At 70.4% G+C, this 24,494-nt stretch carries 24 protein-coding genes; 17 read left to right on the top strand and 7 right to left on the bottom strand.

Annotated features, from left to right (window positions below):
* Nucleotides 1-61: 61 nt before the first annotated feature.
* Nucleotides 62-250, bottom strand: coding sequence for a DUF5302 domain-containing protein (locus AC3ENQ_RS10135; RefSeq protein WP_431804223.1), 189 nt, complete (start codon nt 248-250; stop codon nt 62-64).
* 298 nt (nt 251-548) lie between these two features.
* Between AC3ENQ_RS10135 and AC3ENQ_RS10130 the strand changes: the two genes are divergently transcribed.
* The 3 genes from AC3ENQ_RS10130 to AC3ENQ_RS10120 all read left to right on the top strand — a co-directional run bounded on the left by AC3ENQ_RS10130 (nt 549) and on the right by AC3ENQ_RS10120 (nt 4,955).
* Nucleotides 549-2,840, top strand: coding sequence for a polyribonucleotide nucleotidyltransferase (locus AC3ENQ_RS10130; RefSeq protein WP_431804221.1), 2,292 nt, complete (start codon nt 549-551; stop codon nt 2,838-2,840).
* 244 nt (nt 2,841-3,084) lie between these two features.
* Complete coding sequence (locus AC3ENQ_RS10125; protein ID WP_431804219.1) at nt 3,085-4,182, top strand: aldo/keto reductase; 1,098 nt, start codon at nt 3,085-3,087, stop codon at nt 4,180-4,182.
* Between the two features lie 173 nt (nt 4,183-4,355).
* Nucleotides 4,356-4,955, top strand: coding sequence for a histidine phosphatase family protein (locus tag AC3ENQ_RS10120; protein WP_431804218.1), 600 nt, complete (start codon nt 4,356-4,358; stop codon nt 4,953-4,955).
* Nucleotides 4,956-4,964: 9 nt separating this feature from the next.
* On the opposite strand, the gene AC3ENQ_RS10115 is transcribed toward AC3ENQ_RS10120, so the two are convergent.
* Nucleotides 4,965-5,435, bottom strand: coding sequence for a GNAT family N-acetyltransferase (locus AC3ENQ_RS10115; protein WP_431804216.1), 471 nt, complete (start codon nt 5,433-5,435; stop codon nt 4,965-4,967).
* A 67-nt stretch (nt 5,436-5,502) separates the two neighbouring features.
* On the opposite strand from AC3ENQ_RS10115, the gene dapB reads away from it, so the two are divergent.
* The 6 genes from dapB (at nt 5,503) to AC3ENQ_RS10085 (ending at nt 11,518) form a co-directional block, all read left to right on the top strand.
* Nucleotides 5,503-6,354: a 4-hydroxy-tetrahydrodipicolinate reductase gene (gene dapB / locus AC3ENQ_RS10110; RefSeq protein ID WP_431804214.1), complete on the top strand. Its 852-nt coding sequence runs from the start codon at nt 5,503-5,505 to the stop codon at nt 6,352-6,354.
* Nucleotides 6,351-6,797 (top strand): hypothetical protein, encoded by a 447-nt coding sequence (locus AC3ENQ_RS10105; protein WP_431804212.1) that lies wholly within the window; start codon nt 6,351-6,353, stop codon nt 6,795-6,797. Before dapB ends, AC3ENQ_RS10105 begins: the two co-directional genes overlap by 4 nt.
* A gap of 110 nt (nt 6,798-6,907) precedes the next feature.
* Nucleotides 6,908-7,882, top strand: a complete 975-nt coding sequence (locus AC3ENQ_RS10100; protein WP_488185853.1) for a hypothetical protein — start codon at nt 6,908-6,910, stop codon at nt 7,880-7,882.
* Entirely contained in the window at nt 7,882-9,531 is a 1,650-nt protein-coding gene (locus tag AC3ENQ_RS10095; protein WP_431804208.1) for a hypothetical protein, read from the top strand. Before AC3ENQ_RS10100 ends, AC3ENQ_RS10095 begins: the two co-directional genes overlap by 1 nt.
* On the top strand, nt 9,528-10,199 hold the full coding sequence (locus tag AC3ENQ_RS10090) for an ABC transporter ATP-binding protein (protein ID WP_431804206.1): 672 nt from the start codon (nt 9,528-9,530) through the stop codon (nt 10,197-10,199). The genes AC3ENQ_RS10095 and AC3ENQ_RS10090 overlap by 4 nt, the downstream gene beginning before the upstream one ends.
* Nucleotides 10,196-11,518, top strand: coding sequence for an ABC transporter permease (locus AC3ENQ_RS10085; protein WP_431804205.1), 1,323 nt, complete (start codon nt 10,196-10,198; stop codon nt 11,516-11,518). Before AC3ENQ_RS10090 ends, AC3ENQ_RS10085 begins: the two co-directional genes overlap by 4 nt.
* Before the next feature lie 51 nt (nt 11,519-11,569).
* Here the strand turns inward: AC3ENQ_RS10085 and AC3ENQ_RS10080 are convergent, their stop codons facing one another.
* The 4 genes from AC3ENQ_RS10080 to AC3ENQ_RS10065 all read right to left on the bottom strand — a co-directional run bounded on the left by AC3ENQ_RS10080 (nt 11,570) and on the right by AC3ENQ_RS10065 (nt 14,088).
* Nucleotides 11,570-12,481: a TIGR01777 family oxidoreductase gene (locus tag AC3ENQ_RS10080; protein ID WP_431804203.1), complete on the bottom strand. Its 912-nt coding sequence runs from the start codon at nt 12,479-12,481 to the stop codon at nt 11,570-11,572.
* On the bottom strand, nt 12,474-12,899 hold the full coding sequence (locus tag AC3ENQ_RS10075; protein ID WP_431804201.1) for an OsmC family peroxiredoxin: 426 nt from the start codon (nt 12,897-12,899) through the stop codon (nt 12,474-12,476). The genes AC3ENQ_RS10080 and AC3ENQ_RS10075 overlap by 8 nt, the downstream gene beginning before the upstream one ends.
* A gap of 129 nt (nt 12,900-13,028) precedes the next feature.
* Nucleotides 13,029-13,646, bottom strand: a complete 618-nt coding sequence (locus tag AC3ENQ_RS10070) for a DUF4395 domain-containing protein (protein WP_431804199.1) — start codon at nt 13,644-13,646, stop codon at nt 13,029-13,031.
* Nucleotides 13,639-14,088, bottom strand: a complete 450-nt coding sequence (locus tag AC3ENQ_RS10065) for a TlpA family protein disulfide reductase (protein ID WP_431804197.1) — start codon at nt 14,086-14,088, stop codon at nt 13,639-13,641. Before AC3ENQ_RS10065 ends, AC3ENQ_RS10070 begins: the two co-directional genes overlap by 8 nt.
* 166 nt (nt 14,089-14,254) lie before the next feature.
* Here AC3ENQ_RS10065 and AC3ENQ_RS10060 point away from each other — a divergent pair, with 166 nt between their 5' ends.
* Together AC3ENQ_RS10060 and AC3ENQ_RS10055 are read left to right on the top strand one after the other, a co-directional pair.
* Nucleotides 14,255-15,067 (top strand): thymidylate synthase, encoded by an 813-nt coding sequence (locus AC3ENQ_RS10060; RefSeq protein ID WP_431804195.1) that lies wholly within the window; start codon nt 14,255-14,257, stop codon nt 15,065-15,067.
* A 1-nt stretch (nt 15,068) separates the two neighbouring features.
* Nucleotides 15,069-15,587 carry a dihydrofolate reductase gene (locus AC3ENQ_RS10055; RefSeq protein ID WP_431804194.1) on the top strand — a complete coding sequence of 173 codons (519 nt, stop codon included), beginning with the start codon at nt 15,069-15,071 and terminating at the stop codon, nt 15,585-15,587.
* Nucleotides 15,588-15,648: 61 nt separating this feature from the next.
* Here the strand turns inward: AC3ENQ_RS10055 and AC3ENQ_RS10050 are convergent, their stop codons facing one another.
* The gene (locus AC3ENQ_RS10050; protein WP_431804192.1) at nt 15,649-16,188 is read right to left on the bottom strand and encodes an NUDIX domain-containing protein; all 540 of its coding nucleotides are present in this window, start codon (nt 16,186-16,188) and stop codon (nt 15,649-15,651) included.
* 45 nt (nt 16,189-16,233) lie between these two features.
* Here AC3ENQ_RS10050 and AC3ENQ_RS10045 point away from each other — a divergent pair, with 45 nt between their 5' ends.
* From AC3ENQ_RS10045 to AC3ENQ_RS10020, 6 genes are all read left to right on the top strand, one after another.
* Nucleotides 16,234-17,028 (top strand): SDR family NAD(P)-dependent oxidoreductase, encoded by a 795-nt coding sequence (locus AC3ENQ_RS10045; RefSeq protein ID WP_431804191.1) that lies wholly within the window; start codon nt 16,234-16,236, stop codon nt 17,026-17,028.
* Between the two features lie 279 nt (nt 17,029-17,307).
* Complete coding sequence (locus AC3ENQ_RS10040) at nt 17,308-18,189, top strand: endonuclease domain-containing protein (protein ID WP_431804188.1); 882 nt, start codon at nt 17,308-17,310, stop codon at nt 18,187-18,189.
* A gap of 119 nt (nt 18,190-18,308) precedes the next feature.
* Nucleotides 18,309-19,286: a 4-hydroxy-tetrahydrodipicolinate synthase gene (gene dapA / locus AC3ENQ_RS10035; protein ID WP_431804186.1), complete on the top strand. Its 978-nt coding sequence runs from the start codon at nt 18,309-18,311 to the stop codon at nt 19,284-19,286.
* Between the two features lie 78 nt (nt 19,287-19,364).
* Nucleotides 19,365-21,041: a ribonuclease J gene (locus AC3ENQ_RS10030; protein ID WP_431804184.1), complete on the top strand. Its 1,677-nt coding sequence runs from the start codon at nt 19,365-19,367 to the stop codon at nt 21,039-21,041.
* A gap of 130 nt (nt 21,042-21,171) precedes the next feature.
* Entirely contained in the window at nt 21,172-21,666 is a 495-nt protein-coding gene (locus AC3ENQ_RS10025; RefSeq protein ID WP_431804182.1) for a GNAT family N-acetyltransferase, read from the top strand.
* Between the two features lie 76 nt (nt 21,667-21,742).
* Nucleotides 21,743-24,493 carry an FtsK/SpoIIIE family DNA translocase gene (locus tag AC3ENQ_RS10020; protein WP_431804180.1) on the top strand — a complete coding sequence of 917 codons (2,751 nt, stop codon included), beginning with the start codon at nt 21,743-21,745 and terminating at the stop codon, nt 24,491-24,493.
* Nucleotide 24,494 lies beyond the last annotated feature (1 nt).

Here is a 24,494-nt window from a genome sequence, read left to right as displayed (position 1 = left end):
CCGAAGGCCCGGCATCCTCCCGAAGGGATGCCGGGCCTTCGGCCTGCCGGACGCCGCGCGCTCAGCCGCTCTTGCGGCGGAATTCGCGCTTGGTCACGGCCGAGTGGATGCCGTGGACGGCGGAGTCGCCGTCGAGGTGCGCCTCGCCGTCCCGGTGCTGCGCGTTCTTCTTGTCGAGCGCCTCCTTGAACTTTCGCTTCATCTCGTCGGATGCCGCCGCTTTCTCGGACGGGCTCTTGTCGTCGCTCATGCCCCCACCATACGCACCGTCCGCGCCCCCTGGTAGGCTGATGCAGGTTGCCGTGGATCTCTCCCCGGCAGCCGGAGCAGGCCGGCAGGAAGCTGGTCCCCTGTGGTGGGTTCCTCTTCGGTGATCGAATGCCGCGCGAAGCGCGGTGTATCGAGATCACGGCGAAGGGTGGCTTTCGACTGGTGGCCAGCGTTGACGGCGTGATGTGTCGCGTCTCTGGATCTGCCTGTTCCTGCTCCTTCGCACGATCTCGCGCGCGAAACGCGCGTGCGAGTCTAAACAAAGAAGGAGAGACCTCTTGGAAGGTCCTGAAATCACCGCCGCCGAAGCCGTCCTCGACAACGGACGCTTCGGCACCCGCACGATCCGGTTCGAGACCGGACGCCTCGCCCAGCAGGCGCAGGGCGCCGTCGCCGCCTACCTCGACGACGAGACCATGATCCTGTCGGCCACCAGCGCCGGCAAGCACCCGCGCGAAGGGTTCGACTTCTTCCCGCTGACCGTCGACGTCGAAGAGCGCGCGTACGCCGCGGGCAAGATCCCCGGCTCGTTCTTCCGCCGCGAGGGCCGCCCCTCCACCGAGGCGATCCTCGTCTGCCGCCTCATCGACCGCCCGCTGCGCCCGTCCTTCGTCGACGGCCTCCGCAACGAGGTCCAGATCGTCGTGACCGTCCTGTCCATCGCCCCCGGCGAGTACTACGACGCGCTCGCGATCAACGCGGCATCCCTGTCCACCCAGATCTCGGGGCTGCCGTTCTCGGGCCCGATCGCCGGTGTGCGCCTCGCGCTCATCCCGGGCCACGGCGAGCACGCCGACCAGTGGGTCGCATTCCCGAACGCCGCCCAGGTCGACGAGGCCGTCTTCGACCTCATGGTCGCCGGCCGCGTGCTCGACGACGGCGACGTCGCGATCATGATGGTGGAGGCCGAAGCCACCGAGAACAGCTGGGACCTCATCAAGGGCGGCGCCACGAAGCCCTCCGAAGAGGTCGTCGCGCAGGGCCTCGAGGCCGCGAAGCCCTTCATCAAGGAGCTCGTGGGCGCGCAGAACGTCGTCGCGAACACCGCCGCGAAGGAGATCCAGCCGTACCCGGTCTTCCCCGCGTACAGCCAGGAGACCTACGACTTCGTCGCGGGCCGCTCCTACGACGACCTCGTCGGCGTCTACCAGATCGCCGACAAGATCGAGCGTCAGAACGCCGACGACGCCGTCAAGGACCGCGTCAAGGCCGAGCTCGTCGCCGCGACCGAGGCCGGGGAGCTTCCCGCTGCCGCACCGCTGGAGTTCTCGGCGGCGTACAAGTCGGTGACCAAGAAGATCGTCCGCGGTCGCATCCTCGCCGAGGGTGTCCGCATCGACGGTCGCGGCCTCGCCGACATCCGCCCGCTGGATGCCGAAGTGCAGGTCATCCCGCGTGTGCACGGCTCCGCGATCTTCCAGCGCGGCGAGACCCAGATCCTGGGTGTCACGACGCTCAACATGCTGAAGATGGAGCAGCAGATCGACTCGCTGTCGCCCACGACCAGCAAGCGCTACATGCACCACTACAACTTCCCGCCCTACTCGACCGGTGAGACCGGCCGCGTGGGTTCGCCGAAGCGTCGCGAGATCGGGCACGGCTTCCTCGCCGAGCGCGCGCTCGTGCCGGTGCTGCCCTCCCGCGAGGAATTCCCGTACGCGATCCGTCAGGTCTCCGAGGCCCTCGGCTCCAACGGCTCGACCTCGATGGGTTCGGTCTGCGCCTCGACCCTGTCGCTGCTGAACGCGGGTGTGCCGCTGCGCGCCCCCGTCGCCGGAATCGCGATGGGTCTCGTCTCCGACGAGGTCGACGGTCAGACCCGCTACGCGGCCCTCACCGACATCCTCGGTGCCGAGGACGCCCTCGGTGACATGGACTTCAAGGTCGCCGGCACGAAGGACTTCGTCACGGCGATCCAGCTCGACACGAAGCTCGACGGCATCCCGTCGTCGGTGCTGACCGCCGCGCTGACCCAGGCCAAGGAAGCCCGTCTCACGATCCTGAACGTGCTGAACGCCGCGATCGACGGCCCCGACGAGATGGCGCCGACCGCGCCGCGCGTGATCAGCGTGCAGATCCCGGTCGACAAGATCGGCGAGCTGATCGGCCCCAAGGGCAAGACGATCAACGCGATCCAGGATGAGACCGGCGCGCAGATCTCCATCGAGGAGGACGGCACCGTGTACATCGGCGCGACCGACGGCCCCTCGGCCGAGGCCGCGCGCGCGCAGGTCAACGCGATCGCGAACCCGACCAACCCGGAGGTCGGCGAGCAGTTCCTCGGAACCGTCGTCAAGATCGCCACGTTCGGCGCGTTCGTCTCGCTGCTTCCCGGCAAGGACGGCCTGCTGCACGTCAGCGAGGTCCGCAAGCTCGCCGGCGGCAAGCGCGTCGAGAACGTCGAGGACGTGCTCGGTGTCGGTCAGAAGATCCTCGTACGCATCACGAAGATCGACGACCGCGGCAAGCTGTCGCTCGAGCCGGTGCTCGACGAGACGCCCGAGCAGGCCGACCAGGAGAGCTCCGCGGCCGCCAGCGAGGGTCCGGGGGACGCGCCCGCCGAGGGCTGATCCCCGCGCATAGGACACGGATGCCCGCTTCCTCCCGTCTCGGAGGGGCGGGCATCCGTCTTTTTGTCCCCCATTCGGGGGACAAAATCCGCTCTCATCGGGCGTTGAGACCAAAGCGTTACGCAAAGTTCACCGGCTGGCCGCCGCAACGGCCAGGAGCGTCCGCGGCCTGCCCTACCCTCGGTACTACGCATCGGGGGATGCGTGACATCACGGACCGGACGATCCGTGAGGGGGTGTGGATATGGGTTTCTTCGGAGTAGGCGCGACCGCCTCCTCGGGGAGCGCGAATCCCTCCGCGCCCCTCACCGCCGGCACGGCACCGGTCGCCACCGTGGTCTCCGCTGTGGACACCGCGCCGGTCGCCACGCCCACCCACCCGTCTTCGCCGATCCCCGTGCAGGGGCTGCCGCTGGGCGCCGCGGTGCGGGTGCCGCTCGGTGAGACCGGGGTCACCGTCTTCCCGCTCATCCTGGGCGGCGCGGAGTTCGGCTGGCACGTGGACCTCGCCGCGGCTCACCGCATCCTCGACGCCTACCGCGATCGCGGCGGCAACGCGCTGAACACCTCCGACGGGTATTCCGCCGGTCGCAGCGAGCACATCATCGGCGAGTGGATCACGCGTCGTGGCGCGCGCGACGATGTCGTGATCGGCGTGCGCGTCGGGACGAACCCCGACCACCCGGGCCTCGGGCCCGTGAACCTCATCCGCGCCGTCGAGGCATCCCTGACGCGTCTGCAGACCGACCGCATCGACGTGCTCTACCTCGACGCCACGAGCGACGGCCAGACGACGCTCGAAGACACCCTCGCGACCGCCGAGTGGCTGGTCGAGGCGGGAAAGGTGCGGGCGCTCGGCGCGTTCGGCTACTCGGCGTCGCAGCTCGTCGAGGCGCGCATCCTCGCGTCGGCGGGGTACCCGCGCATCAGCGCCCTCGACGTCCATCACAACCTCCTGCGCCGCGAGGAGTTCGACGGCGATCTGCGTCTGGTCGCCGGCGCGCAGAACATCGCGGTCACCCCTTCGCAGGCGCTCGAGCACGGCTACCTCGCCGGAGCGCACCGCTCGCGCGCTGACATGGCCGACTCGGTGCGCGGCTCGCAGCTCGCGGCGGCGATGAACCGCCGCGGCACGCGCACTCTCCGGGCGATGGACAAGATCGGCGCTGAGCTGTCGATTCCGACGTCGGCGGTCGCGATCGCGTGGCTGCTCGCCCAGCGCACCGTCGTCGCCCCGATCGTCAACGTCTACGCCGAGTCGCACGTCGACGAACTCATGCAGGGCGTCGGCGCGAAGCTCAGCCGAGCGCAGCTGGCCGAGCTCGCCAAGGCTTCGCAGTAGCCGGGACCCGCGGCGCGCCCGGTCGAGCATGACGCCGCGAGGCGTTGCGCTTCCGCGAAGAACGCTTCCGCCCAGCACAACGCTTCCGCCAGGTACTCTGGGCCGGCCCGCGTGTCGGGAGTCTGACGTAGGGTGGATGAGACCCCCACCCCGATGGCGAGACGAGTGTTTCCGTGACGCATTATCTGTACCTCGTGCGTCACGGAGAGCACCTCGATGCTGAGCACGGCCTCGAAGACGGGCCGCTCTCACCGCGTGGTCGGCGCCAGGCCGAGCTTCTCGCGGACCGGTTGTCCGGGGTGCCGCTCGACGCCGTCTGGCACTCGCCGCTCGAGCGTGCCGCGGAGACCGCGCGGGCCGTCGCCGGTCGCCTCTCCTCGGTGACGCCCGAGCCCTCGTCGCTGCTGTTCGACTGCATCCCCTCGGGGCCCGAGCCCGACATGCCGTCGACCTACGAGGGGTTCTTCGGGTCGTACACCGAGGCCGACATCGACGCGGGCCGCGCTCAGATGGACGACGCCGTGTCGGAGTTCCTCGTCCGCAAGCCCGGCGCCCACGAACTGCTCATCACGCACAACTTCGTCATCGCCTGGTTCGTCCGCGAGGTGCTCGACGCCCCCGCGTGGCGCTGGATGACCATCAACCAGGCGCACTGCGGACTCACCGTCCTCGCGCAGCGTCCCGGTCGCCCCTGGACACTCATCGCGCACAACGACCTCGCGCACTTGCCCGTCGAACTGCGCACCGGCCTCCCCGAGAACCCGCCCGTCTGAGCCCCGGCGTCAGAGCCTCTTTCCGTACCACCGCGTCGCGTTCGAGTTGTCGTTGTACGGCTCGATCGACGTGAAGCCGCTGCGGGCGTAGAGGCCGCCAGCAGCCTCGAGCGTGTGATGCGTGTCGAGGACCAGCTCGGCGGCATCCCACTCCCGTGCCTGCGCTTCGAGCGCCTCGAGGATCGTCCGCCCCCACCCCCGCCCGCGCGTCGAGGGGTCGAGGTAGAGGTGCTTCACCTCGAAGCGGATGCCGGAGGGCCCGTCGTCGATACGGCGGATGCCGCCCATGCCGGCATCCTTCCCTTCATCGTCGACGAGGACGAGGAAGATCCCCGCGGGCGGCTCGAAGGTGGATGCCGTGGGGAACACCGGACGGTACGTCTCTCCCGAGGGAAAGGTCTCGGCACGCATCGCGAAGTAGTCGGTGAGCAGCGCCCGCGCGCGGGGATCGTCGGCAGCGAGGGGAACGAGGCGCACCATTCTTCGAGCGTAATCGTCCGAGCGCAAGCCCCGGTCCGATAGCGGCCCGAACACTAGGCTGGAGGTCATGACGACGAGATCTGCCCCGACCGGCGACGCCCCCACGAGGGTGGCGCTGGTGGGCGGCACCGGGAAGCTGGGCGGGATCATCCGCGCCGTCATCGACGAGGAGCCGGGCTTCGAGGTCACCGCGGTGCTCGGGTCGCAGAGCGATCTGTCCGAGATCGACGGCGCCGACCTCGTCGTCGACGCCTCGACGCCGAGCGTGTCGATCGACGTCGTGCGCGCCGCGATCGAGCGCGGCATCAATGTGCTGGTCGGCACCTCCGGATGGTCGACGGAGCGCATCGCGCTCGTGCGCCCGCTCGTGGCCGCGTCGGGCACCGGCATCGTCTTCATCCCGAACTTCTCGCTCGGATCCGTCATCGGGACGGCGCTCGCTGCTGCTGCGGCGCCGCACTTCCCCTCGATCGAGATCATCGAGGCGCACCGCGACACGAAGATCGATTCGCCGAGCGGCACGGCCGTGCGCACCGCCGAGCTCATCGCGAACGCCCGCGAGGGTGTCGGCCCCGTTGCGTCTCCCCACGTCGACCAGCGCGCCCGCGGCCAGCAGGTCGCGAGCGTGCCGATCCACTCGCTGCGCCGCCCCGGGGTGGTCGCCCGTCAGGAGACGATCCTCTCCGGACCGGGGGAGTCGCTGACGATCGTGCACGACACGATCGAACCGGCGCTCGCCTACGCGCCCGGCATCCGTGTGGCCCTCTCCGCGGCCCGCGACGCACGCGGCGTCGTCGTCGGACTCGACGAGCTGATCGACCTCGGGCTCCGCCCGCGCGCATCGACCGACGCCGATGCCGAGTCTCCCGTCGACGAGGGCGACGTGCCGGGCCAGGTGGCCCGCGCCACCGGCGCATGAGCGCACGCTTCGGCGTCGCCCTGATGGCGGTGCTCCTCGCGGTGTACATCGTGCTCGTCGCCCAACGCGCGTGGCTCCTGCTCGGCTCGGGTCAGCCGGTGGGCGTCGCGATGGGTGTCGCGCTGGTCGTCCTCCCGCTGATCGCCGTGTGGGCGCTCTGGCGCGAGCTCGCCTTCGGATTCGGCACACAGCGGCTCGCTCGCCGTCTCGAGGCCGAGAACGCCCTTCCCGCCGAAGAACTCGACGTGCGCCCCTCCGGCCGCGCCGACCGGGCCCAGGCCGACGCCCTCTTCCCGCTCTATCGCGCCGACGTCGAGGAGCACCCCGACGACTGGCGGGCCTGGTTCCGTCTGGGGCTCGCTTACGACGGCGCGGGCGACCGTCGCCGGGCCCGCGAGGCCATGCGTACGGCGATCGCCGTGGAGAAGCGCACGCGCCCCTGATCCTCCTCGGGGATGACCCTGATTTGCGCCTTTCGGATGACGAGGGCCTCTCTATGTCGTCGCTATGCTGGCGAAAGCTCCGGCACAGAGGCCGAGCGCGGGAGAGGGAAATGCACGCCACTCAGGTACGTGCGGCGATCGGCGCCGCTGCTCTAATGCTCGTTCTGACCGGATGCTCGAACACCGGCGACACGTCCACGAAGGCGGAGGACACGCCCCTCGGTGCCTACATGGCCTCTGTCTGGGGGAGCGACCTCTCGGAGGACGAGATGCAGGAGCGGTCCGAGCGCGACAACCGCGAGCGCGAAGAGCTGATCGCGGCGTGCATGAAGGACCAGGGCTTCGAGTACGAGCCCAACGTCGACAACGGCGGAACGTATTACAGCTCCGGCGACGAGTGGAAGCCGGACGACCGCGAGTGGGGGGCTCAGTACGGCTACGGCATGGTCAACTGGCCCGGTCGCGACGAGATGCAGAACCAGGCTCCCGACGAAGAGTACGTCGACCCGAACCAGGACTACATCGACAGTCTCTCCGAGTCGGAGCAGGCCGCGTTCTGGGAGGCGCTGCACGGCCCGCAGCCCAGTGAAGAGGAGATGAGCGAGGACGGCTCGTACGAGTACAACTGGGAGACGGCCGGCTGCTACGGCTCGGCGCAGCACGAGATGGAAGCCGACGACCCGCTGACCTCGGAGAAGCACAAGCCCGTCATGGACGCCATCAACGAGTTCTACATGGCGATGGATACCGACCCCCGGTTCGCCGAGATCGACGATGCGTGGGCCTCGTGCATGGCCGACGCCGGGTACCCCGGGTACGCGAAGCAGGCGGACGCGCAGCAGGGCTTCAGCGAGGAGCTGAACGCCTACTACGAGAACCAGACCGAGTGGGTGGAGGACGACCCCGAGTTGGCGAAGCTCGGCGAGGAGGAGATCGACCTCGCCCTCGTCGACCTCGACTGCCGCGAGAAGACCGACTACCGCGAGAAGCGTCAGGCGATCGCGACCGAGCTGGAGAGCGAGTTCATCAAGGACCACAAGGCCGAGCTCGACGCCCTGAAGGCGGATGCCGAGCAGAGCCGCTGATGGCGAGGAGTGAGGACTCCTTCGACGGGCTTCTCCAGGCGGCGGACGACAGCGCCGCACTGGCGTCGGGCGAGGACGTCGATGGTGCGGCGATCGACGAGGCGGCGGATGCCTCGGGCGCCGCGCCGGCGACCCGTGGATGGACGCGGGTCTTCCGCGCGAATCGCACGGTGTGGATCGTCGCCGCGGCGTCGGTGGTCGCCCTCGTCGCGGGCCTTCTCGTCGGTCGCTTCGTCGTCTCGCCGGCCGATGCCGCCTCGCTGACCGAGCCGCCGGAGGCCGGGCTCGTGACGGTTCCCGTCGGTTACGGCGTGCTGAGCAACGACGTTACGATCCGCGGCGAGGTGGGCTACGCAGACTCCGTCGAGGTGACGATCGATACGGCATCCCTCGGCGGGCCGGCCGTCGTCACCGGCGCCGTCCCGGAAGTCGGCGCGACCCTCGGCCCGCTGTCGGTCGCGCTCGCCGTCGCGGGACGCCCGGTGATCGTGTTGCCGGGGGAGCTCCCCGCGTACCGGTCGCTCTCGTTCGGTATGAGCGGCCCGGACGTCACTCAGTTCAAGCAGGCGATGGCCTCCGTCGGGATCGACGCGGGCGATCCGGCATCCGACGTGTTCGACGAAAGCGCCGCCGCCGCCGTCACCGCGCTGTACGCGCAGGTCGGCTACCCGGCTCCCGCGCTGCCGGAGGGCACCGAGGAGCAGGTGCGCGCCGCGCAGGACGGCGTGCGCTCTGCGCAGCAGTCGCTCGAGGCGGCGCAAGGTGAGCTCTCTCGCGCCGGAGCCGGCCCGTCCGCGGTCGAGATCCGCCAGGCCGACAACGCGATCTCCAGCGCCCAGCGCGCGCTGGATTCCGCCCAGGCGTCGCGGCCGGTCGCGCCCGAGGACACCCCCGCGGCGCTCGCCGAGTGGCAGGCGCGCGTCGGCGATGCGCAGGATGCGCTCGGCCTCGCGCAGCTGCAGCGGCAGAAGCTCGGCAGCGATGTCGACACGAGCGGTCCGCGCGCCGCCGTCACGAGCGCGCGCCAGCAGGTGACGGATGCCCAGGACGCCCTCGCCCGCGCCCAGCGGGCCGCACTCCCGACACTGCCCTCGGGCGAGGTCCTGTACCTCTCCGAGCTGCCGCGGCGCGTGGATGCCGTCAATGTGACGCGCGGTCAGGTGCTGCAGGGAGCGGCGATGGTCGTCTCCGGCGCGACGATCACCGTCAGTGGCGGTGTCGCCGTGGCCGACGCCGCCCTGCTGACGGTGGGGGACGAGGCCCAGTTCGACCTCCCCGACGGTGGCACGCACACGGCCACCATCACGGCGCTCACTCCGGGCGAGAGCGCGACCGATCGCTGGACCGTCACGCTCGAGCCCGCCCCGCTCACCTCCGAGCAGGCGATGCAGGTGCAGGGGCGGAACGTCAAGGTCTCGATCGCGGTCGGGGCGACCGGTGGCGACGTGCTCTTCGTACCGGTGGCGGCACTCACGGCCGGTCCGGGCGGTGAAGCGCGCGTCGAGGTGGTCGACGGCGACCCGCGCGACGGGGAGAAGGCGAAGACCCGTCTCGTCGTCGTCGAGACCGGGCTCGCCGCCGGCGGCGACGTCGAGATCATCCCGCAGGGGGAGATCGAGGAGGGCGCGCTCGTGGTGGTCGGCAGGTGACGCTGATCGAGCTGCGCGACCTCACCCGGTCCTTTCCCGGCCCGCCCGAGGTCCAGGCGCTGAAGGCCGTCTCCCTCGAGGTCGCCGCGGGCGACTACCTGTCGATCACGGGACCGAGCGGGTCGGGCAAGTCGACGATGCTCAACATCCTGGGGCTCCTCGACCGTCCGACGGTCGGCGAGTACCGCATCGACGGCATCGTCACCGGCGCCCTCAGTGAGGACGAGCGCGCCGCCGTCCGGGCGCAGCGCATCGGATTCGTGTTCCAGGCGTTCCACCTCATGCCGCGGCGGACGGTGCTCGAGAACGTCATGATGCCGACGCTTTACAGCGGGGTGCCGCGTGCCGAGCGCGAGCAGCGTGCGCGCGACGCCCTCTCGCGCGTGGGCCTCGGTCATCGCGTCGGATTCCTCCCGACGACGCTGTCCGGCGGCGAGCGGCAGCGCGTCGCGGTCGCCCGCGCGGTCGTGAGCAGACCCAGCATCCTCCTCGCCGACGAACCGACGGGGAACCTCGATCAGGCGATGAGCCGTGAGGTCCTGAGCCTGTTCGACGACCTTCGCGGCGACGGGCTCACGCTCATCGTCATCACCCATGATCCCGCCGTCGCGGCACATGCCGAGCGGCGCATCCGGATCATCGACGGTCGCGTGAGCGAGGAGTCATGAAGCTCCCGTTCCGCCGTAGGCGCACGAGCACCGCGCCGGTCGACGCGGTCGACGGCGTTGAGGCATCCGACACCCCCGCGCTGGTCGCACCGATCGCGCGCGCCGACCGGTTCTCGGTCGGCGACCTCCTCGTCGAGGCGACGGCGGACGTCGGAGCGCGCCCGGGACGCCTGGTGATGACGCTCGCCGGCACCGTGCTCGGGGTCGGCGCTCTCGTCGCGACCATCGGGTTCGCGCAGACCGCCGCCCACCAGATCGCCCGTCAGTTCGACGCCGCGAAGGCGACGCAGGTGCTCGTGACACCCGCGAAGGCGGAGACCGGCTCGGGAGGAACGGTCGCGACCGCGCGTCTGCCCTGGGATGCCGCGGAGCGGATGGAGCGCCTCGTCGGGGTCGAGTCGGCCGCGACGATCGTGGAGCTCTCGCTCGGCACCGATACGATCACGGCCGTTCCGGTGAACGACCCGTCCGCGGCCTCCGTCGCCTCGCCGCGCCTGTTCGCCGCGGGCCCCGAGGTGCTCGAGGTGCTGGGCGGCCGGATCGTGACGGGGCGCATGTTCGACGCCGGCCACGAGGCCAGATCGGACCGCGTGGTGGTGCTCGGTCCCCGCGCGGCGAAGCGTCTCGGGGTCAACCGTGTCGACAGCCAGCCGTCGATCTTCATCGGAGCGTCGCCGTATGCCGTTCTCGGCATCTACGACGATCTGCAGGCGCGGGGGGAACTCGCGGATGCCGTGATCATCCCCGTCCAGACGGCCCGCGGCGACCGCGGCCTTGCGGCACCGGGCGATCTGCAGGCGCGGATCCTTCCCGGCACCGGGCCGCAGGTGGGCGAGCAGGCGGCGCTCGCCCTGCAACCCAACGAGCCCGAGACTCTCGAGGTCGCCGCACCCCGCGCGTCCTCCGACCTCGGCGACAGCGTGCAGAGCGACGTGAACGTCATCTTCCTCGTCCTCGGTGGGATCGTCCTGCTGGCGGGCGCATTCGGCATCGCCAACGTGACGATGCTCAACGTGTCGGAGCGCGTGCCCGAGATCGGTCTGCGGCGCGCGCTCGGTTCGACCCGGCGCCAGATCGGTGCGCAGTTCATGATCGAGTCGGTGGTCATCGGGCTGCTCGGCGGACTCATGGGTGCGGCCGTCGCGGTCGCCGGCATCGTGACCTTCGCGGTGGTGCAACAGTGGACGCCCATCGTCGATCCGTGGGTCGCGATGGCGGGCATCGCGGTCGGCGCCCTCGTCGGTCTTGCGGCGGGCTGGATCCCGGCGCGCCGCGCATCGCGCATCGAGCCGGTTACGGCGCTCCGCGGCGGGACCTGACCCGGCCGCCCGGGTGCAGGTGCTCGGGTGCCGGTACCCGGGTGCCGGCGCTCAGGAGGCGGGAACGGCTGCCGCGACGGCCTCTTCCACCGTGGCGTGCGTGAACGCGAAGCCCGATTGCTCGAGCACCTCGGGGACGACGTCCATGTCGCTCGTGAGCAGCGCTTCGGTCGCGTCCTTCCCGAGCACGAGCTTCATGCCCCACGCGGGGGCGCGGACGAGGAACGGGCGGTTCATGCGCTGCGCGAGCGCGAATCCGAGGTCGTTCGCCGTCGCGCGGGTCGGGCCGGTGAGGTTCACGGGCCCGGAGAGGTCGGGGGAATCGATGATGTGACGGATCGCGCGCACCTCGTCGTCGAGCGAGATCCACGGCCACACCTGCGTCCCGCGGCCGATCGGCCCCGACACGCCGAGGCGGGTGAGGAGCATGAGGGGCTTCAGCACGCCGTCGCGGTGCACGACCGGCGCGGTGCGCAGAAGCGCCACGCGCGCCGTCGGACCCGCGGCACGTGCGGCCGTCTCCCACTCGCCGCAGAGATCGGCGAGGAAAGTGTCGCCGCGCCGCGACTGCTCGGTCAGTCGCTCGCCCGGAGCCGATGGATAGTAGCCCACCGCCGAGCCCGACACGAACGCCGGGGCATCCTCGCCCAGCGATCGCACGGCGGCGGCCAGAGCCTGCGTCGGGGCGATGCGCGACCAGACGAGCTCGTGCTTGTACTTCCGCGTCCACGGGAAGCGCCCTATGCTCGCGCCGTTCAGACCCACGACGGCGCGGGCTCCGGCGAGCACGTCCGGGTCGAGCCGGGCGCGCTGCGGATCCCACGAGACCTCGTCGGGCCCCGACGCCTCGCGCCGGACGAGTCGCGTCACGGGAATGTCGTCAGCACGGAGGGATGCGACGAGCGCCTCTCCGATGAGTCCCGACGAGCCCGCGACCACGACGCGGCGGCCGGTCTCAGCCAAGCGTCGCCTCGAGGGTGATCTCGATCCCCGCAAGAGCGGCGGAAACGGGGCATCCGCTCTTCGCTTCGCCGGCGAGACGCGCGAAGTCCTCCGCGGACAGGCCGGGGACCACCGCGCGCACATTGAGGTGCGAACCCGTGATGCCGGTGCCGGGGATGAAGGTGACGGACGCCGTCGTCTCGATCGTCTCGGGCGGGGTGCCGTTCTGGGCGAGCGCGTTCGAGAGCGCCATGCTGAAGCACGACGAGTGCGCGGCGGCGATGAGCTCCTCGGGTGTCGTCACCGACGTCGACCCCTCGCTGCGCGCCTTCCAGTTGACCTCGAACGGTCCCTGGTTGGAGCTCTCGAGGGCGATCTCGCCTGATCCCTCGAAGAGGCTTCCCTTCCAGCTCGTGGTCGCTTCGCTCGTGACGCTCATCGTGGTGCCTCCTGTGTCGGACGACGGTCGGGGAACAGCGGTCGATCCGGCGCGCTCCCGCTCCTTCCGATGAGCCTAGACGCCGCGCCGCGGACGGGCGAGGGGGCTTGCGCGAGGGAGTGTGAGCGGTCAGGCGGTCGCGGCGCGGCCGACGACACCGGCGCGCTGCAGCAGGAGGTACAGCTGGCAGCCCAGGCACAGGCCGAACACTGCGTTCAGGAACGCGGCGACGAACGCCAGGGCGGCGGCGATGACGAGCGCCCACGGCACGCCCGCGAGGTGGAGGATCAGGCCCACGATCGTCACGAGAAGCCCGACGCCCTGCGCGAAGCGCGGCGGGCGCGGGTCTTCGAGCTCGGTCGGCGGCGCGAGACGCGGCTGGACGAATCGTCGGTACAGGACGCTCCACGGCTGCGTCCGGGGTGAGAGCAGGCCCCAGACGAAGAGGAGCGCGATCACGAGGAGAAGGAGGAACCCGGGGTCGGCGGCGCGCTGGGCGACCGAGAGCTGGGGGAGGAGCCACGACTTCCCCGCGACGAACGCGAAGTCGCGACCCGTGAGCGGCTGGTAGGCGAACCAGCCGAAGCTCGCCACGTCGGCCTTCGCCGTCGACGATCCGATGAGCGCGAGGAGCGTCGCGGTGAGGAGTAGGACCGAGGTGATGGATGCCGCGAAGCGCGGTCCGCGCGGGTCAATGCCCCGGGGCGCGCCCGCGGGGGAGGCGGGGGTGCGGGAGGCGTCAGACACGGGCATCCTCTCCTGGGTGCCCGCCCGAGACGCGGGAGAGCTCGAGCTCGATCGCGCTGCGGCTGGGCGTTCCACCGAAGCGCGTCTGGATGACGCCGCTCTTGTCGAGGATGAGCGTCGTCGGGGTCTGCAGCACGTGGAAGTGCTTGGCGATGTCGGGGCGATGGGTGAGGTCGACGTCCAGATGGACGACGCCGTCGCGCTCGTCGGCGATGGCGCCGAGCGTGCGGTGGACGCCCGGGCATCGGCTGCACATCTCGGTGCTGAACTGCAGGAGCGTCGCGGTCTCGCCGAGCGTCTGTGCGCCCAGGCGGTGCGGGTCGACGACCTCGGTCGCGTCGATCTTCCGCGGCCGGTTCTGCTGCCAGCGGAGGAGGACGCCCGTCCCGAGAGTCGCCGCGAGGAGGGCGGCGATGAGGAGGAGGGCGTCGGAGAGGTTCACAGCCTCTGAGCCTAACGCCGCACGGGATAGACGGGATCGGTGGACGGTTCTGTGACGGGGTGGCGTAACAAAGACCGGCGGTCGTGATCGTGCGCCGCGGCGCACGGCTCGTTCGTCTCCGGCGTTCCCGGGCACCCGTGTCCCCGGCCCCGGGTAGTCTGGCCGCGTGAGCGAGGCATCCATTCCCACCCCCTATGAAGATCTGCTGGCCGAAGTGCTGGCCGACGGCGTGCACAAGGACGATCGCACCGGTACGGGAACCACGAGCGTCTTCGGGCGGCAGATCCGATTCGACCTGTCGCAGGGGTTCCCGCTCATCACCACCAAGCGCGTGCACCTGAAGTCGATCGTCTACGAGCTGCTGTGGTTCCTCCGCGGCGAGTCGAACGTCGCCTGGCTCCGGGAGAACGGGGTCACGATCTGGGACGAGTGGGCGGATGAGAGCGGCGAGCTCGGTCCCGTCTACGGCGTGCAGTGGCGGTCGTGGCCGACACCCTCCGGCGAGCACATCGACCAGATCTCCCAGGTCGTCGAGCAGATCCGCTCCAACCCCGACTCGCGACGCCTCCTCGTCTCGGCGTGGAACCCCTCCGACATCCCCGACATGGCTCTCGCGCCCTGCCACGCGATGTTCCAGTTCTACGTGGCCGACGGCAAGCTCTCGTGCCAGCTGTACCAGCGCTCGGCCGACATGTTCCTCGGCGTGCCGTTCAACATCGCCTCCTACGCCCTGCTCACGATGATGATCGCGCAGCAGACGGGCCTCGAGCCGGGCGATTTCGTCTGGACGGGCGGCGACTGCCACGTCTACGACAACCACGTCGAGCAGGTGCGCGAGCAGCTCTCGCGCGACCCGTACCCGTATCCGACGCTGCGGTTCACGCGGAAGCCCGACTCGATCTTCGACTACACCTACGACGACATCCTGCTCGAGGACTATCAGCACCACCCGTCGATCCGCGCCGCGGTCGCGGTCTGACGTGCGCCTGGGTCTCGTCTGGGCCGAGGCGCGCGGCGGCGTCATCGGGCGGGGCGGCGGGATGCCCTGGCACGTCCCCGAGGACCTCGCCCACTTCCGCGAGGTCACGACGGGCGCGCCGGTGATCATGGGGCGCCGCACGTGGGAGTCCTTTCCCGAGCGGTTCCGTCCGCTTCCCGCGCGGCGGAACATCGTCGTGACCGCGAACGATGCATGGGCGGATGCCGGGGCCGAACGCGCCGCGTCGCTCGACGACGCTCTGGCGCTCGCCGCGTCGGGCCCGGCCGGCTCCGCTCCCGCGCCCGAGGCGTGGGTCATCGGGGGAGCGCGGTTGCTCGCCGAGGCACTGCCGCTCGCCGACGTGCTGGAAGTGACCGAACTCGACCTGGAGGTCGCCGGCGGCGACACCTTCGCGCCGGAGCGACCCGGGTGGGCGGTCGCACGCATCGAGCCCGCGGACGGATGGGCCGTGTCCCGGACGGGCGTGCCCTACCGGTTCCTGACGTTGATTCGGCCCTGACGCCGGACCGGGTTCCGGCGTCCGCGGGCCAGGGCCGAGCGCCCGGTGCGCGGGGATGCGCTCAGCGGAGCCGACCGAGCGCGATCGCGGCGAGAGCCAACGCGGCGACGGTCTCTCCGTCGGTGATGCGCCCGTCGGCGATCATCGCGATCGCCTCGGCGAACGGCACCCACGCCAGTTCGTCGATCCCCTCCTCGCGCTGGGTCGGCGACGCGTCGGAGACCGCGCTCAACCCGCGTGCCAGGAAGATGTGCTCGGGCGCTTCGGCGACCCCGTTCAGGGCGGTGATCGCCCCGATCTCCGTCCAGTTCTCGGCTTTCAGACCCGTCTCCTCGTGGAGCTCGCGCTGCGCGGCGATCAGCGGCTCCTCGCCATCTGTGCCGCCCGCCGGCACCTCCCACGACGAACCCACGGTGTAGCGGTCGACGCGGACGAGCCGTACTCGCTCCTCGTCGTCGATCGCGACAATGAACACCGCGGGGTTGCGGAGCCGCACGACTCCGTAGATCCCTTCCCCGTGCGGCCCGGACACGGCGTCCTCTCGCACCTGTATCCACGGGTTCTCATAGACGATGCGCGTGTCCCGAGTCATCCAGGTCATGCCACCAGCCTAGGAGCCGCATCCGCCTCCCCATAGGCTGAGGGCATGGCTGATGATCCCGCGGCGACGACGCCCACCCGACCAAAGGCACTCATCACGGGCGCGAGCTCGGGACTCGGCGTCGAGTTCGCGCGGCAGCTCGCGGAGCGCGGGGCCGACCTCGTCCTGGTCGCGCGCGACCGCGCCGCGCTCGAGGAGGTCGCCGGCACGCTCCACGAGGCGTACGGCGCCGCGATCGAGGTGCTGCCCGCCGACCTCATCACCGACGCGGGGACGGATGCCGTGGCATCCCGCCTCGCCGACCCCGACCGGCCGGTCGAGATCCTCGTCAACAACGCGGGATTCGGGCTCGCTCTCGACTTCGCGACGAATGACATCGTCGACGAGGAGCGCCACCTCGACCTGCACGTCCGTGCGACGATGCGCCTCACGCGCGCCGCGCTCCCCCCGATGCTCGCGCGCGGGCACGGCCGCATCATCAACGTCGCCTCGGTCGCCGCCTTCATGCCGCGGGGAACGTACGGCGCCGTGAAGTCCTGGGTGGTGTCGTTCAGCCGGTGGGCGAACGCCGCGTACGGCCCGCGCGGGGTGACGGTCACGGCCGTCTGCCCCGGCTTCACGCACACGAACTTCCACGAGCGGCTCGGCCTCCCGCCGGGCGAGGAGGGCGTTCCCCCCTTCATGTGGCTCGACGCCGAGCAGGTGGTCCGCGAGGGCCTCCGCGACGCCGCCGCCGGTAAGGCGGTCTCGATCCCGTCCTGGCGCTACAAGGTGCTGATCGGCGCCGTGCGCCTCCTGCCGGCTTCCCTCGCCGCCCGCCTCGCCAAGACAGGTCGCTGACCCCGGGCCGCTCCTCGGACCCGCCGGTCTGACCCGGTGCTCACTCGACGCCCGTCGATGTGGCGGTCCGGTTGTATGGCGAACGCGCGCGAAGCCGTCACTCGCGCCCCACGCGATCCCACCAGCACCAAGCCCCATGCGACTCAGTCATCACCGCGCTCGCCGGCACGGATGCGCCGCCGCCCATCGGCTCCTCCACAGGCTGCATAATCGTCGATCCCTCCACCGATCGGGCCGTACGCCGCCCACGGCCGGCGCCGAACGGGTGGAATGCCCGTCATGCACTCAGCGCAGATCATCGAAGAGATCGACCGCCGCGGAGGAGTCGTACGCACCCGTGCGCTTCACCGGCTCGGCGCCACCACCGCCGACATCCGCCGCGTCTGTCGCCGTGGCGGGGTGCTCCGGCTGCGCGAGGGAGTGCTCGCGACCCCCACCGCGCATCGCGATGTGGTCGCTGCCGCTCGCCACGGCGGTGAAGTCGCGTGCGTCAGCGCGCTTCGCCTCATGGGCGTGTGGGTCCTCGAGACGCTGGACCTCGTGCGATCACCCTCGTCCTTGCACGTGTGGGTCGGTGCGTCGGGCCGCCGACACCCGCATGAACGCTGCGGCTGCGTCAATCACAACGACGGCGGGCGCGCCGGCTTCGGGGTCGTGCCGCTGACGCTCGCGCTCGTGCAGGTCGCTCGTTGCCAAGGAGCGGAGTGCTTCTTCGCCGCCTTCGAGTCGGCGTGGCGGATGGGGCTGCTCACACGCAGCACGCGGGCTGACGTCCGCGCCGCGCTCCCCGCCGGCATGCGCTGGCTGGTCGACATCGCGCGACCCGATGCGGACAGCGGCCTCGAGTCGATCCTGCGACTGAGGCTGCACCGCCTCGGCATCCGGCTGGAGTCACAGGTCTGGATACCGGAGATCCGAGGGCGCGTCGACTTCCTCCTCGACGGCGTGCTCATCCTCGAAACGGACGGACGCGAGAATCACGACGGCGCGTCGTTCCGTCACCGCGATCTCGTGCGCGACGCGAGGACAGCGACACTGGGCTACGACACGCTCCGCTTCGACTACGCGATGGTGCTTCACGACTGGCCCGTCGTCGAGGCCGCGATCCTCGCGCGCCGCGCAATGCTCTCGTCCCGGTCGACGCGTATGGCCGATCGGTGACGAGAGGCTCCACACGCCCCACGAGTGCGCACTCGTCCCACGGCCCATACGACTCGACCGCCACGGTCCCGCGATCTGCCGGACCGCGACCCCGGCCCCCGAACCGATAGCCTGGGAACATGACGCACACGGGCAACCCTTTCGGACAGGTCCTCGTCGCGCTCGTCACCCCGATGACGGCCGACGGCGAAGTCGATTGGCCCGCCGTCGAGAAGCACATGGACGATGTCATCACGGCGGGTGCCGACGGCATCGTCGTCACGGGCACGACGGGGGAGACCTCCACCCTCACCGACCCCGAGAAGCTGAAGCTCGTCGAGGTCGGCAAGTCCGTCGCGGCCGGCCGCGCCAAGATCATCACGGGCGGCGGCTCCAACGAGACCGCGCACGCGATCGAGCTGTACAAGGCGAGCGAGAAGGCCGGCGCCGACGGCATCATGATCGTGACGCCCTACTACAACAAGCCGACGCAGGCGGGCATCCTCACGCACTTCCGGCTCGTCGCCGACGCGACCGACCTTCCGGTGATCCTCTACGACATCCCCGGCCGCACGGGCGTCCCGATCAAGTACGAGACGATCCTGCGCCTCGCCAAGCATCCGAACATCCTCGCGGTGAAGGACGCCAAGGGCGACTTCAGCGAAGTCAGCCGGGTGCTCAACCAGACCGACCTCATGTACTTCTCGGGCGACGACGCCAACGCCCTCCCGCACATGGCGATCGGCGCGACGGGCCTCATCGGGGTGACGGCGAACATCACCGCCGCGCCGTACCGCGTGATGGTGGATGCCGTGAACCGCGGCGACCTCGCTGCCGCGACCGCCGCTCACAAGAGCCTCGAGCCACTCGTGCGCGCCGTCATGACGCACGTGCCCGGCACGGTCAGCGCGAAGTACATCCTGCACGGCCTCGGCCGCATCACGAGCCCCCGCGTCCGTCTGCCGCTCGTCGGCCCGGAGGAGTGGGAGGCCGCCGCGATCGAGGACGAGCTCTCGCTCGTGCGTGACGTCGACGGCGCCGACTTCTCCAACTTCCGCCCCGACCGCAACGCGGCCGCCGGCGGAGCGCTCCCCAAGGTGCACGGCACGACCCGCTGACACCGAGACACAACGACACAACTCGATGAACGAGGATGCCTGAGCTCAGGCATCCGACGCGTTCGAAGGAGGCATCCCATGCCCACGACCGTCCACGAACCCCCCGTCCTCGCGCCGGGCACGCTCCGCGTCGTCCCGCTGGGCGGGCTCGGCGAGATCGGTCGGAACATGACCGTGTTCGAGATCGACGGGAAGCTCCTCGTCGTCGACTGCGGCGTCCTGTTCCCCGAGGAGCATCAGCCGGGCGTCGACCTGATCCTGCCCGACTTCGAACCGATCAAGCACCGCCTCGACGACATCGTCGGCGTCGTCCTCACGCACGGTCACGAGGACCACATCGGCGCGGTGCCGTACCTCCTGCGCCTCAAGAGCGACATCCCCCTGATCGGCTCGCAGCTGACGCTCGCCCTCGTCGAGGCCAAGCTCAAGGAGCACCGCATCAAGGCCTACACCCTCACCGTCGCCGAGGGTGACGAGGAGCAGGTCGGCCCCTTCGACCTCGAGTTCGTCTCCGTGAACCACTCCATCCCCGACGCGCTCGCCGTCGCCATCCACACGGATGCCGGGACGGTGCTCGCGACCGGCGACTTCAAGATGGACCAGCTGCCCCTCGACGGACGGCTCACCGACCTCCGCGCGTTCGCGAGCCTGGGCGAGGACGGCGTCGACCTCTTCCTCGTCGACTCGACCAATGCCGACGTCCCCGGCTTCACGCCGCTCGAGCGCGAGATCGGCCCCGTGCTCGATCAGGTGATCGCGAAGGCGCCGCGGCGCGTGATCGTCGCGAGCTTCTCGAGCCACGTCCACCGCGTGCAGCAGGTGATCGACGCCGCCGCCGCGAACGGGCGCCGGGTCGCGTTCCTCGGCCGCTCGATGGTGCGGAACATGACGATCGCCGCCGACCTCGGCTACCTGCACGTCCCCGACGGCGTCCTCATCGACTACAAGAAGGCACAGGACCTGCCCGACGACGAGATCGTCTACATGTCGACCGGGTCGCAGGGCGAGCCGATGGCGGTGCTCTCGCGCATGGCGAACCTCGACCACGCGATCGAGATCGGCCCGGGCGACACCGTGATCCTGGCATCCAGCCTCATTCCCGGAAACGAGAACGCCGTCTACCGCGTGATCGACGGGTTGACGAAGCTCGGCGCGAACGTCGTCCACAAGGGCAACGCGAAGGTCCACGTGTCCGGGCACGCCGCCGCCGGTGAGCTCCTGTACTGCTACAACATCCTGCAGCCGAAGAACGTCATGCCCGTCCACGGCGAATACCGGCACCTCATCGCGAACGCGAAGCTCGCGCAGGACACCGGCATCCCCGCGGAGAACACAATCATCGCCGAGAACGGCACGGTCGTCGACCTGAAGGACGGCGTGGCGAAGGTCACGGGCCAGCTCGACCTCGGGTTCGTCTACGTCGACGGGTCGACCGTAGGCGAGATCACGGATGCCGACCTGAAGGACCGCAGGATCCTCGGGGAAGAGGGCTTCATCTCCGTCATCGTGGTGGTGGATGCCGCGACCGGCCGCATCATCACCGGCCCCGAGATCCACGCGCGCGGATTCGCCGAGGACGCCGCCGTGTTCGAGGACGTCAAGCCCAAGATCGCCGCAGCACTCACCGAGGCCGCGCAGTCGGGCGTGCGCGACACGCACGCGCTCTCGCAGGTCGTCCGCCGCACGATCGGCCGCTGGGTCAACCAGCGCCTGCGCCGGCGCCCGATGATCGTGCCGCTCGTCATCGAGGCCTGACCCGGGTCGCGGGGCTCAGAGCTCGCGTCGCAGCTCTCGCTTCGGTCGATCGAGCCATTTCGGTCCTTTCAACACACCGACGCTTCCCGCCCGTGATCGCGGCGTGATATGGGATCGGTACCATTTCGCCATGCCCGTCTCGTACTCGATCCGGCCGGCCACGCAGGCCGACGGCGCGTTCCTCGCCGACATGGTCGTCGAGGCGGCGAACTGGCGTCAGGGCGGCGCGCGTCCGCGCCACGAGGTCATGGCCGACACCGACAACAATCGCTACCTCTCGGGATGGATGCGCCCGGGGGATGCCGGGTTCGTCGCGATCGACCCGCAGGGTGCGCCCATCGGCGCCGCGTGGTATCGGATGCTGCCGCGCACCGATCCGGGGTTCGGCTACGTCGGCACCGGTGTTCCTGAGCTCATCATCGGCGTCCGCCCGATCTGGCGAGCGCACGGGGTGGGCCGTGCGCTCCTGCAACGGCTGTGCGAGCACGCCCGCGGGCAGGGGTTCGGGCGCATCAGCCTGTCGGTCGAGCGCGGGAACTACGCGCAGACGCTCTATCGCACCGAGGGTTTCGCCGTGACACAGGCGGGCCACGGTCGCGACACGATGGTCAAGCGCCTGCGTTAGGCATCCCCTCGCGCCCGTCACCTCCACGGCCGCGTCAATCCGCGGAAATGTCGGCCCCTGCGCCTACCGTGGAGTGATGGCCAGGAGCACCACGACGACCACGAGCGCCCGCGGATCCTCAGGATCCGGCAAGGGCGGGTCCTCGTCGCGCGCCCGGAAGCCCGAGCCGACCCCCAAGCGTTACGTCGACGACGTCGACAAGCCGCCCGTCATCGTCCGGATGTGGCTCGGACTCGCGCATGCGACCGGCGGCATGTTCCGTGCCTTCGGGCCCGAGGCCTTGGAGAAGGATCAGCGCCGCGACGGGTTCCCGTTCTTCCTCGTTCTCCTCGCCATCGCCGGCGCGATCGTGGAGTGGTTCCTCATCGGCACCGATGTCGGCACCACGATCAGCGCCTACACGGTGGGCGCCCTGATCGGCCGCGAGGCGTTCATCATGCCGGTGCTGCTGCTTCTTCTCGCGGGGTGGCTCTTCCGGCATCCGCCCTCCGTGCACGACAACGGACGCATCGGCATCGGCTTCGGCCTCTTCGTCCTCTCGATCGCGGGGTTCTGCCACCTCGCCGGTGGGCGTCCGCAGCCTCGCGAACTGCTTCCCGCGCTCAGCCAGGCGGGTGGACTGTTCGGCTGGATGGTGGGGGAGCCGCTGACGCTTCTCGCCGAGGTCGGCGCGTACATCGTGCTCGGATTCCTCACGATCCTCAGCGTCCTGATCCTCACGAAGACGCCGCCGAACCGCATCGGGCGTCGCCTCGGCGACCTGTACGCCTGGATGTTCGACGCCGAACGCCCCGCGCGCCCGCAGAACGACGCGGCGACGGATGCCGGGGCCACCGGCCCCACGGTCGCCTTCGACACCGCGGACGATGACACGGCGAAGGATGCCGGGACGCCGTGGTGGCGCCGCAACAAGACGGGCCGTGAGGAGGACGTCGACGGCAACCTCGGCGCCGACGACCTCACCGCACTGCTGAGTTCGAGCGGCGACGGCGGCTTCGACCAGGCGATCGCGACGCCGCAGATCCCGCCCGTCCCCCCGATGCCGCCCCTTCCCGACGCCGCGACCGAGATCATCGACCCGGCCGTCATCGCGAAGGCGAAGAAGGCCGCCCGGCGCGGTGACACCGGCATCCGCGAGGACAGCGGCGAGATCGTCCTCGACGACGGCACACTCCCCGGGATCTCCGCGCTCGGCGACGACCACGACGGCCGCCCGCCGCAGGCGCCGTACCGCCTCCCCGCCGTCACAGCCCTCGCGCAGGGCACGCCCCCGAAGGCCCGCTCCGAGGCGAACGACCGCGTCGTCGCCGCGATCACGGGCGTCTTCGAGCAGTTCTCGGTGGATGCCCGGGTGACCGGCTTCTCGCGCGGCCCGACGGTCACGCAGTACGAGATCGCGCTCGGCCCCGGCGTCAAGGTCGAGCGCATCACGGCGCTGACGAACAACATCGCGTACGCCGTCGCCTCGAACGAGGTGCGCATCCTCGCGCCCATCCCCGGCAAGAGCGCGATCGGCGTCGAGATCCCGAACACCGACCGCGAGATCGTGACGCTCGGCGACGTGCTGCGCTCGCAGGCGGCGACGAGCCAGACCCACCCGATGACGATCGGCGTCGGCAAGGACGTCGGCGGCGGCTACGTCGTCGCGAACCTCGCGAAGATGCCGCACCTGCTCGTCGCCGGCTCCACCGGCTCGGGCAAGTCGAGCTTCGTCAACTCGATGATCACCTCGCTCCTCATGCGGGCGAAGCCCTCCGAGGTGCGGATGGTCCTCATCGACCCGAAGCGCGTGGAGCTCACGAGCTATGCGGGCGTGCCGCACCTCATCACCCCCATCATCACGAACCCCAAGAAGGCCGCCGAGGCGTTGCAGTGGGTCGTGAAGGAGATGGACATGCGGTACGACGACCTCGCGTCGTTCGGGTTCCGCCACATCGACGACTTCAACAAGGCCGTCGTCGCGGGGGAGATCAATCTCCCCGTCGGCAGCGAGCGTGTGCTGAAGCCCTATCCCTATCTCCTCGTCGTCGTCGACGAGCTCGCCGACCTCATGATGGTCGCGCCGCGCGACGTCGAGGACTCGATCGTCCGCATCACCCAGCTCGCGCGCGCGTCCGGCATCCACCTGGTGCTCGCCACGCAGCGCCCGTCGGTCGACGTCGTCACGGGTCTCATCAAGGCGAATGTGCCCTCGCGGCTCGCGTTCGCCGTCACGAGCGTCACCGATTCGCGCGTCATCCTCGACCAGCCCGGCGCCGACCGGCTGATCGGCCAGGGCGACGGACTGTTCCTCCCGATGGGGGCCTCGAAGGCGCTCCGCGTGCAGGGAGCCTGGGTCGCGGAGAGCGAGATCGAGAAGGTCGTCCACCACGTCAAGAACCAGGCGCGGCCCGAGTACCGCTCCGACGTCGAGGCCGTCGCCGAGAAGAAGGAGATCGACGCCGACATCGGTGACGACCTCGAACTGCTGCTGGCCGCCGCCGAGCAGATCATCTCGACCCAGTTCGGCTCGACCTCGATGTTGCAGCGCAAGCTCCGCGTCGGGTTCGCGAAGGCGGGCCGGCTCATGGATCTGCTCGAGTCGCGCGAAATCGTCGGCCCCTCCGAGGGGTCGAAGGCCCGCGACGTGCTCGTGACGCCCGAGCAGCTCCCCGAGGTGCTCGCCCGCCTGCGCGGCGACGAGCCGCCGGCGCCCGCGGCAGCTGAGGCATCCGCCACCGAAGACCCCTACGGATCCGACGCGGTCACCGACCAGTTCGCCGGCTACGAGGTCGTCGACGGCGACGACGGCTCGGAGGATGCTTGGGGTCTCACCGGCCGCGACTGAC

Source organism: Microbacterium sp. bgisy203, assembly GCF_057706945.1.
Note: the sequence above shows the minus strand (reverse complement) of the source record. Positions and strands in the feature narration are given on the sequence as shown.

Excerpts from the sequence above, each read along its gene's own strand:
- AC3ENQ_RS10020 (WP_431804180.1), top strand. The coding sequence starts at position 21,743 with ATGGCCAGGAGCACCACGACGACCACGAGCGCCCGCGGATCCTCAGGA.
- AC3ENQ_RS10125 (WP_431804219.1), top strand. The coding sequence starts at position 3,085 with ATGGGTTTCTTCGGAGTAGGCGCGACCGCCTCCTCGGGGAGCGCGAAT.
- AC3ENQ_RS10135 (WP_431804223.1), bottom strand. The coding sequence starts at position 250 with ATGAGCGACGACAAGAGCCCGTCCGAGAAAGCGGCGGCATCCGACGAG.
- AC3ENQ_RS10100 (WP_488185853.1), top strand. The coding sequence starts at position 6,908 with ATGCACGCCACTCAGGTACGTGCGGCGATCGGCGCCGCTGCTCTAATG.
- dapB (WP_431804214.1), top strand. The coding sequence starts at position 5,503 with ATGACGACGAGATCTGCCCCGACCGGCGACGCCCCCACGAGGGTGGCG.
- AC3ENQ_RS10025 (WP_431804182.1), top strand. The coding sequence starts at position 21,172 with ATGCCCGTCTCGTACTCGATCCGGCCGGCCACGCAGGCCGACGGCGCG.
- AC3ENQ_RS10085 (WP_431804205.1), top strand. The coding sequence starts at position 10,196 with ATGAAGCTCCCGTTCCGCCGTAGGCGCACGAGCACCGCGCCGGTCGAC.
- AC3ENQ_RS10115 (WP_431804216.1), bottom strand. The coding sequence starts at position 5,435 with ATGGTGCGCCTCGTTCCCCTCGCTGCCGACGATCCCCGCGCGCGGGCG.
- AC3ENQ_RS10045 (WP_431804191.1), top strand. The coding sequence starts at position 16,234 with ATGGCTGATGATCCCGCGGCGACGACGCCCACCCGACCAAAGGCACTC.
- AC3ENQ_RS10105 (WP_431804212.1), top strand. The coding sequence starts at position 6,351 with ATGAGCGCACGCTTCGGCGTCGCCCTGATGGCGGTGCTCCTCGCGGTG.
- AC3ENQ_RS10040 (WP_431804188.1), top strand. The coding sequence starts at position 17,308 with ATGCACTCAGCGCAGATCATCGAAGAGATCGACCGCCGCGGAGGAGTC.
- AC3ENQ_RS10075 (WP_431804201.1), bottom strand. The coding sequence starts at position 12,899 with ATGAGCGTCACGAGCGAAGCGACCACGAGCTGGAAGGGAAGCCTCTTC.
- AC3ENQ_RS10030 (WP_431804184.1), top strand. The coding sequence starts at position 19,365 with ATGCCCACGACCGTCCACGAACCCCCCGTCCTCGCGCCGGGCACGCTC.
- AC3ENQ_RS10095 (WP_431804208.1), top strand. The coding sequence starts at position 7,882 with ATGGCGAGGAGTGAGGACTCCTTCGACGGGCTTCTCCAGGCGGCGGAC.
- AC3ENQ_RS10050 (WP_431804192.1), bottom strand. The coding sequence starts at position 16,188 with ATGACCTGGATGACTCGGGACACGCGCATCGTCTATGAGAACCCGTGG.
- dapA (WP_431804186.1), top strand. The coding sequence starts at position 18,309 with ATGACGCACACGGGCAACCCTTTCGGACAGGTCCTCGTCGCGCTCGTC.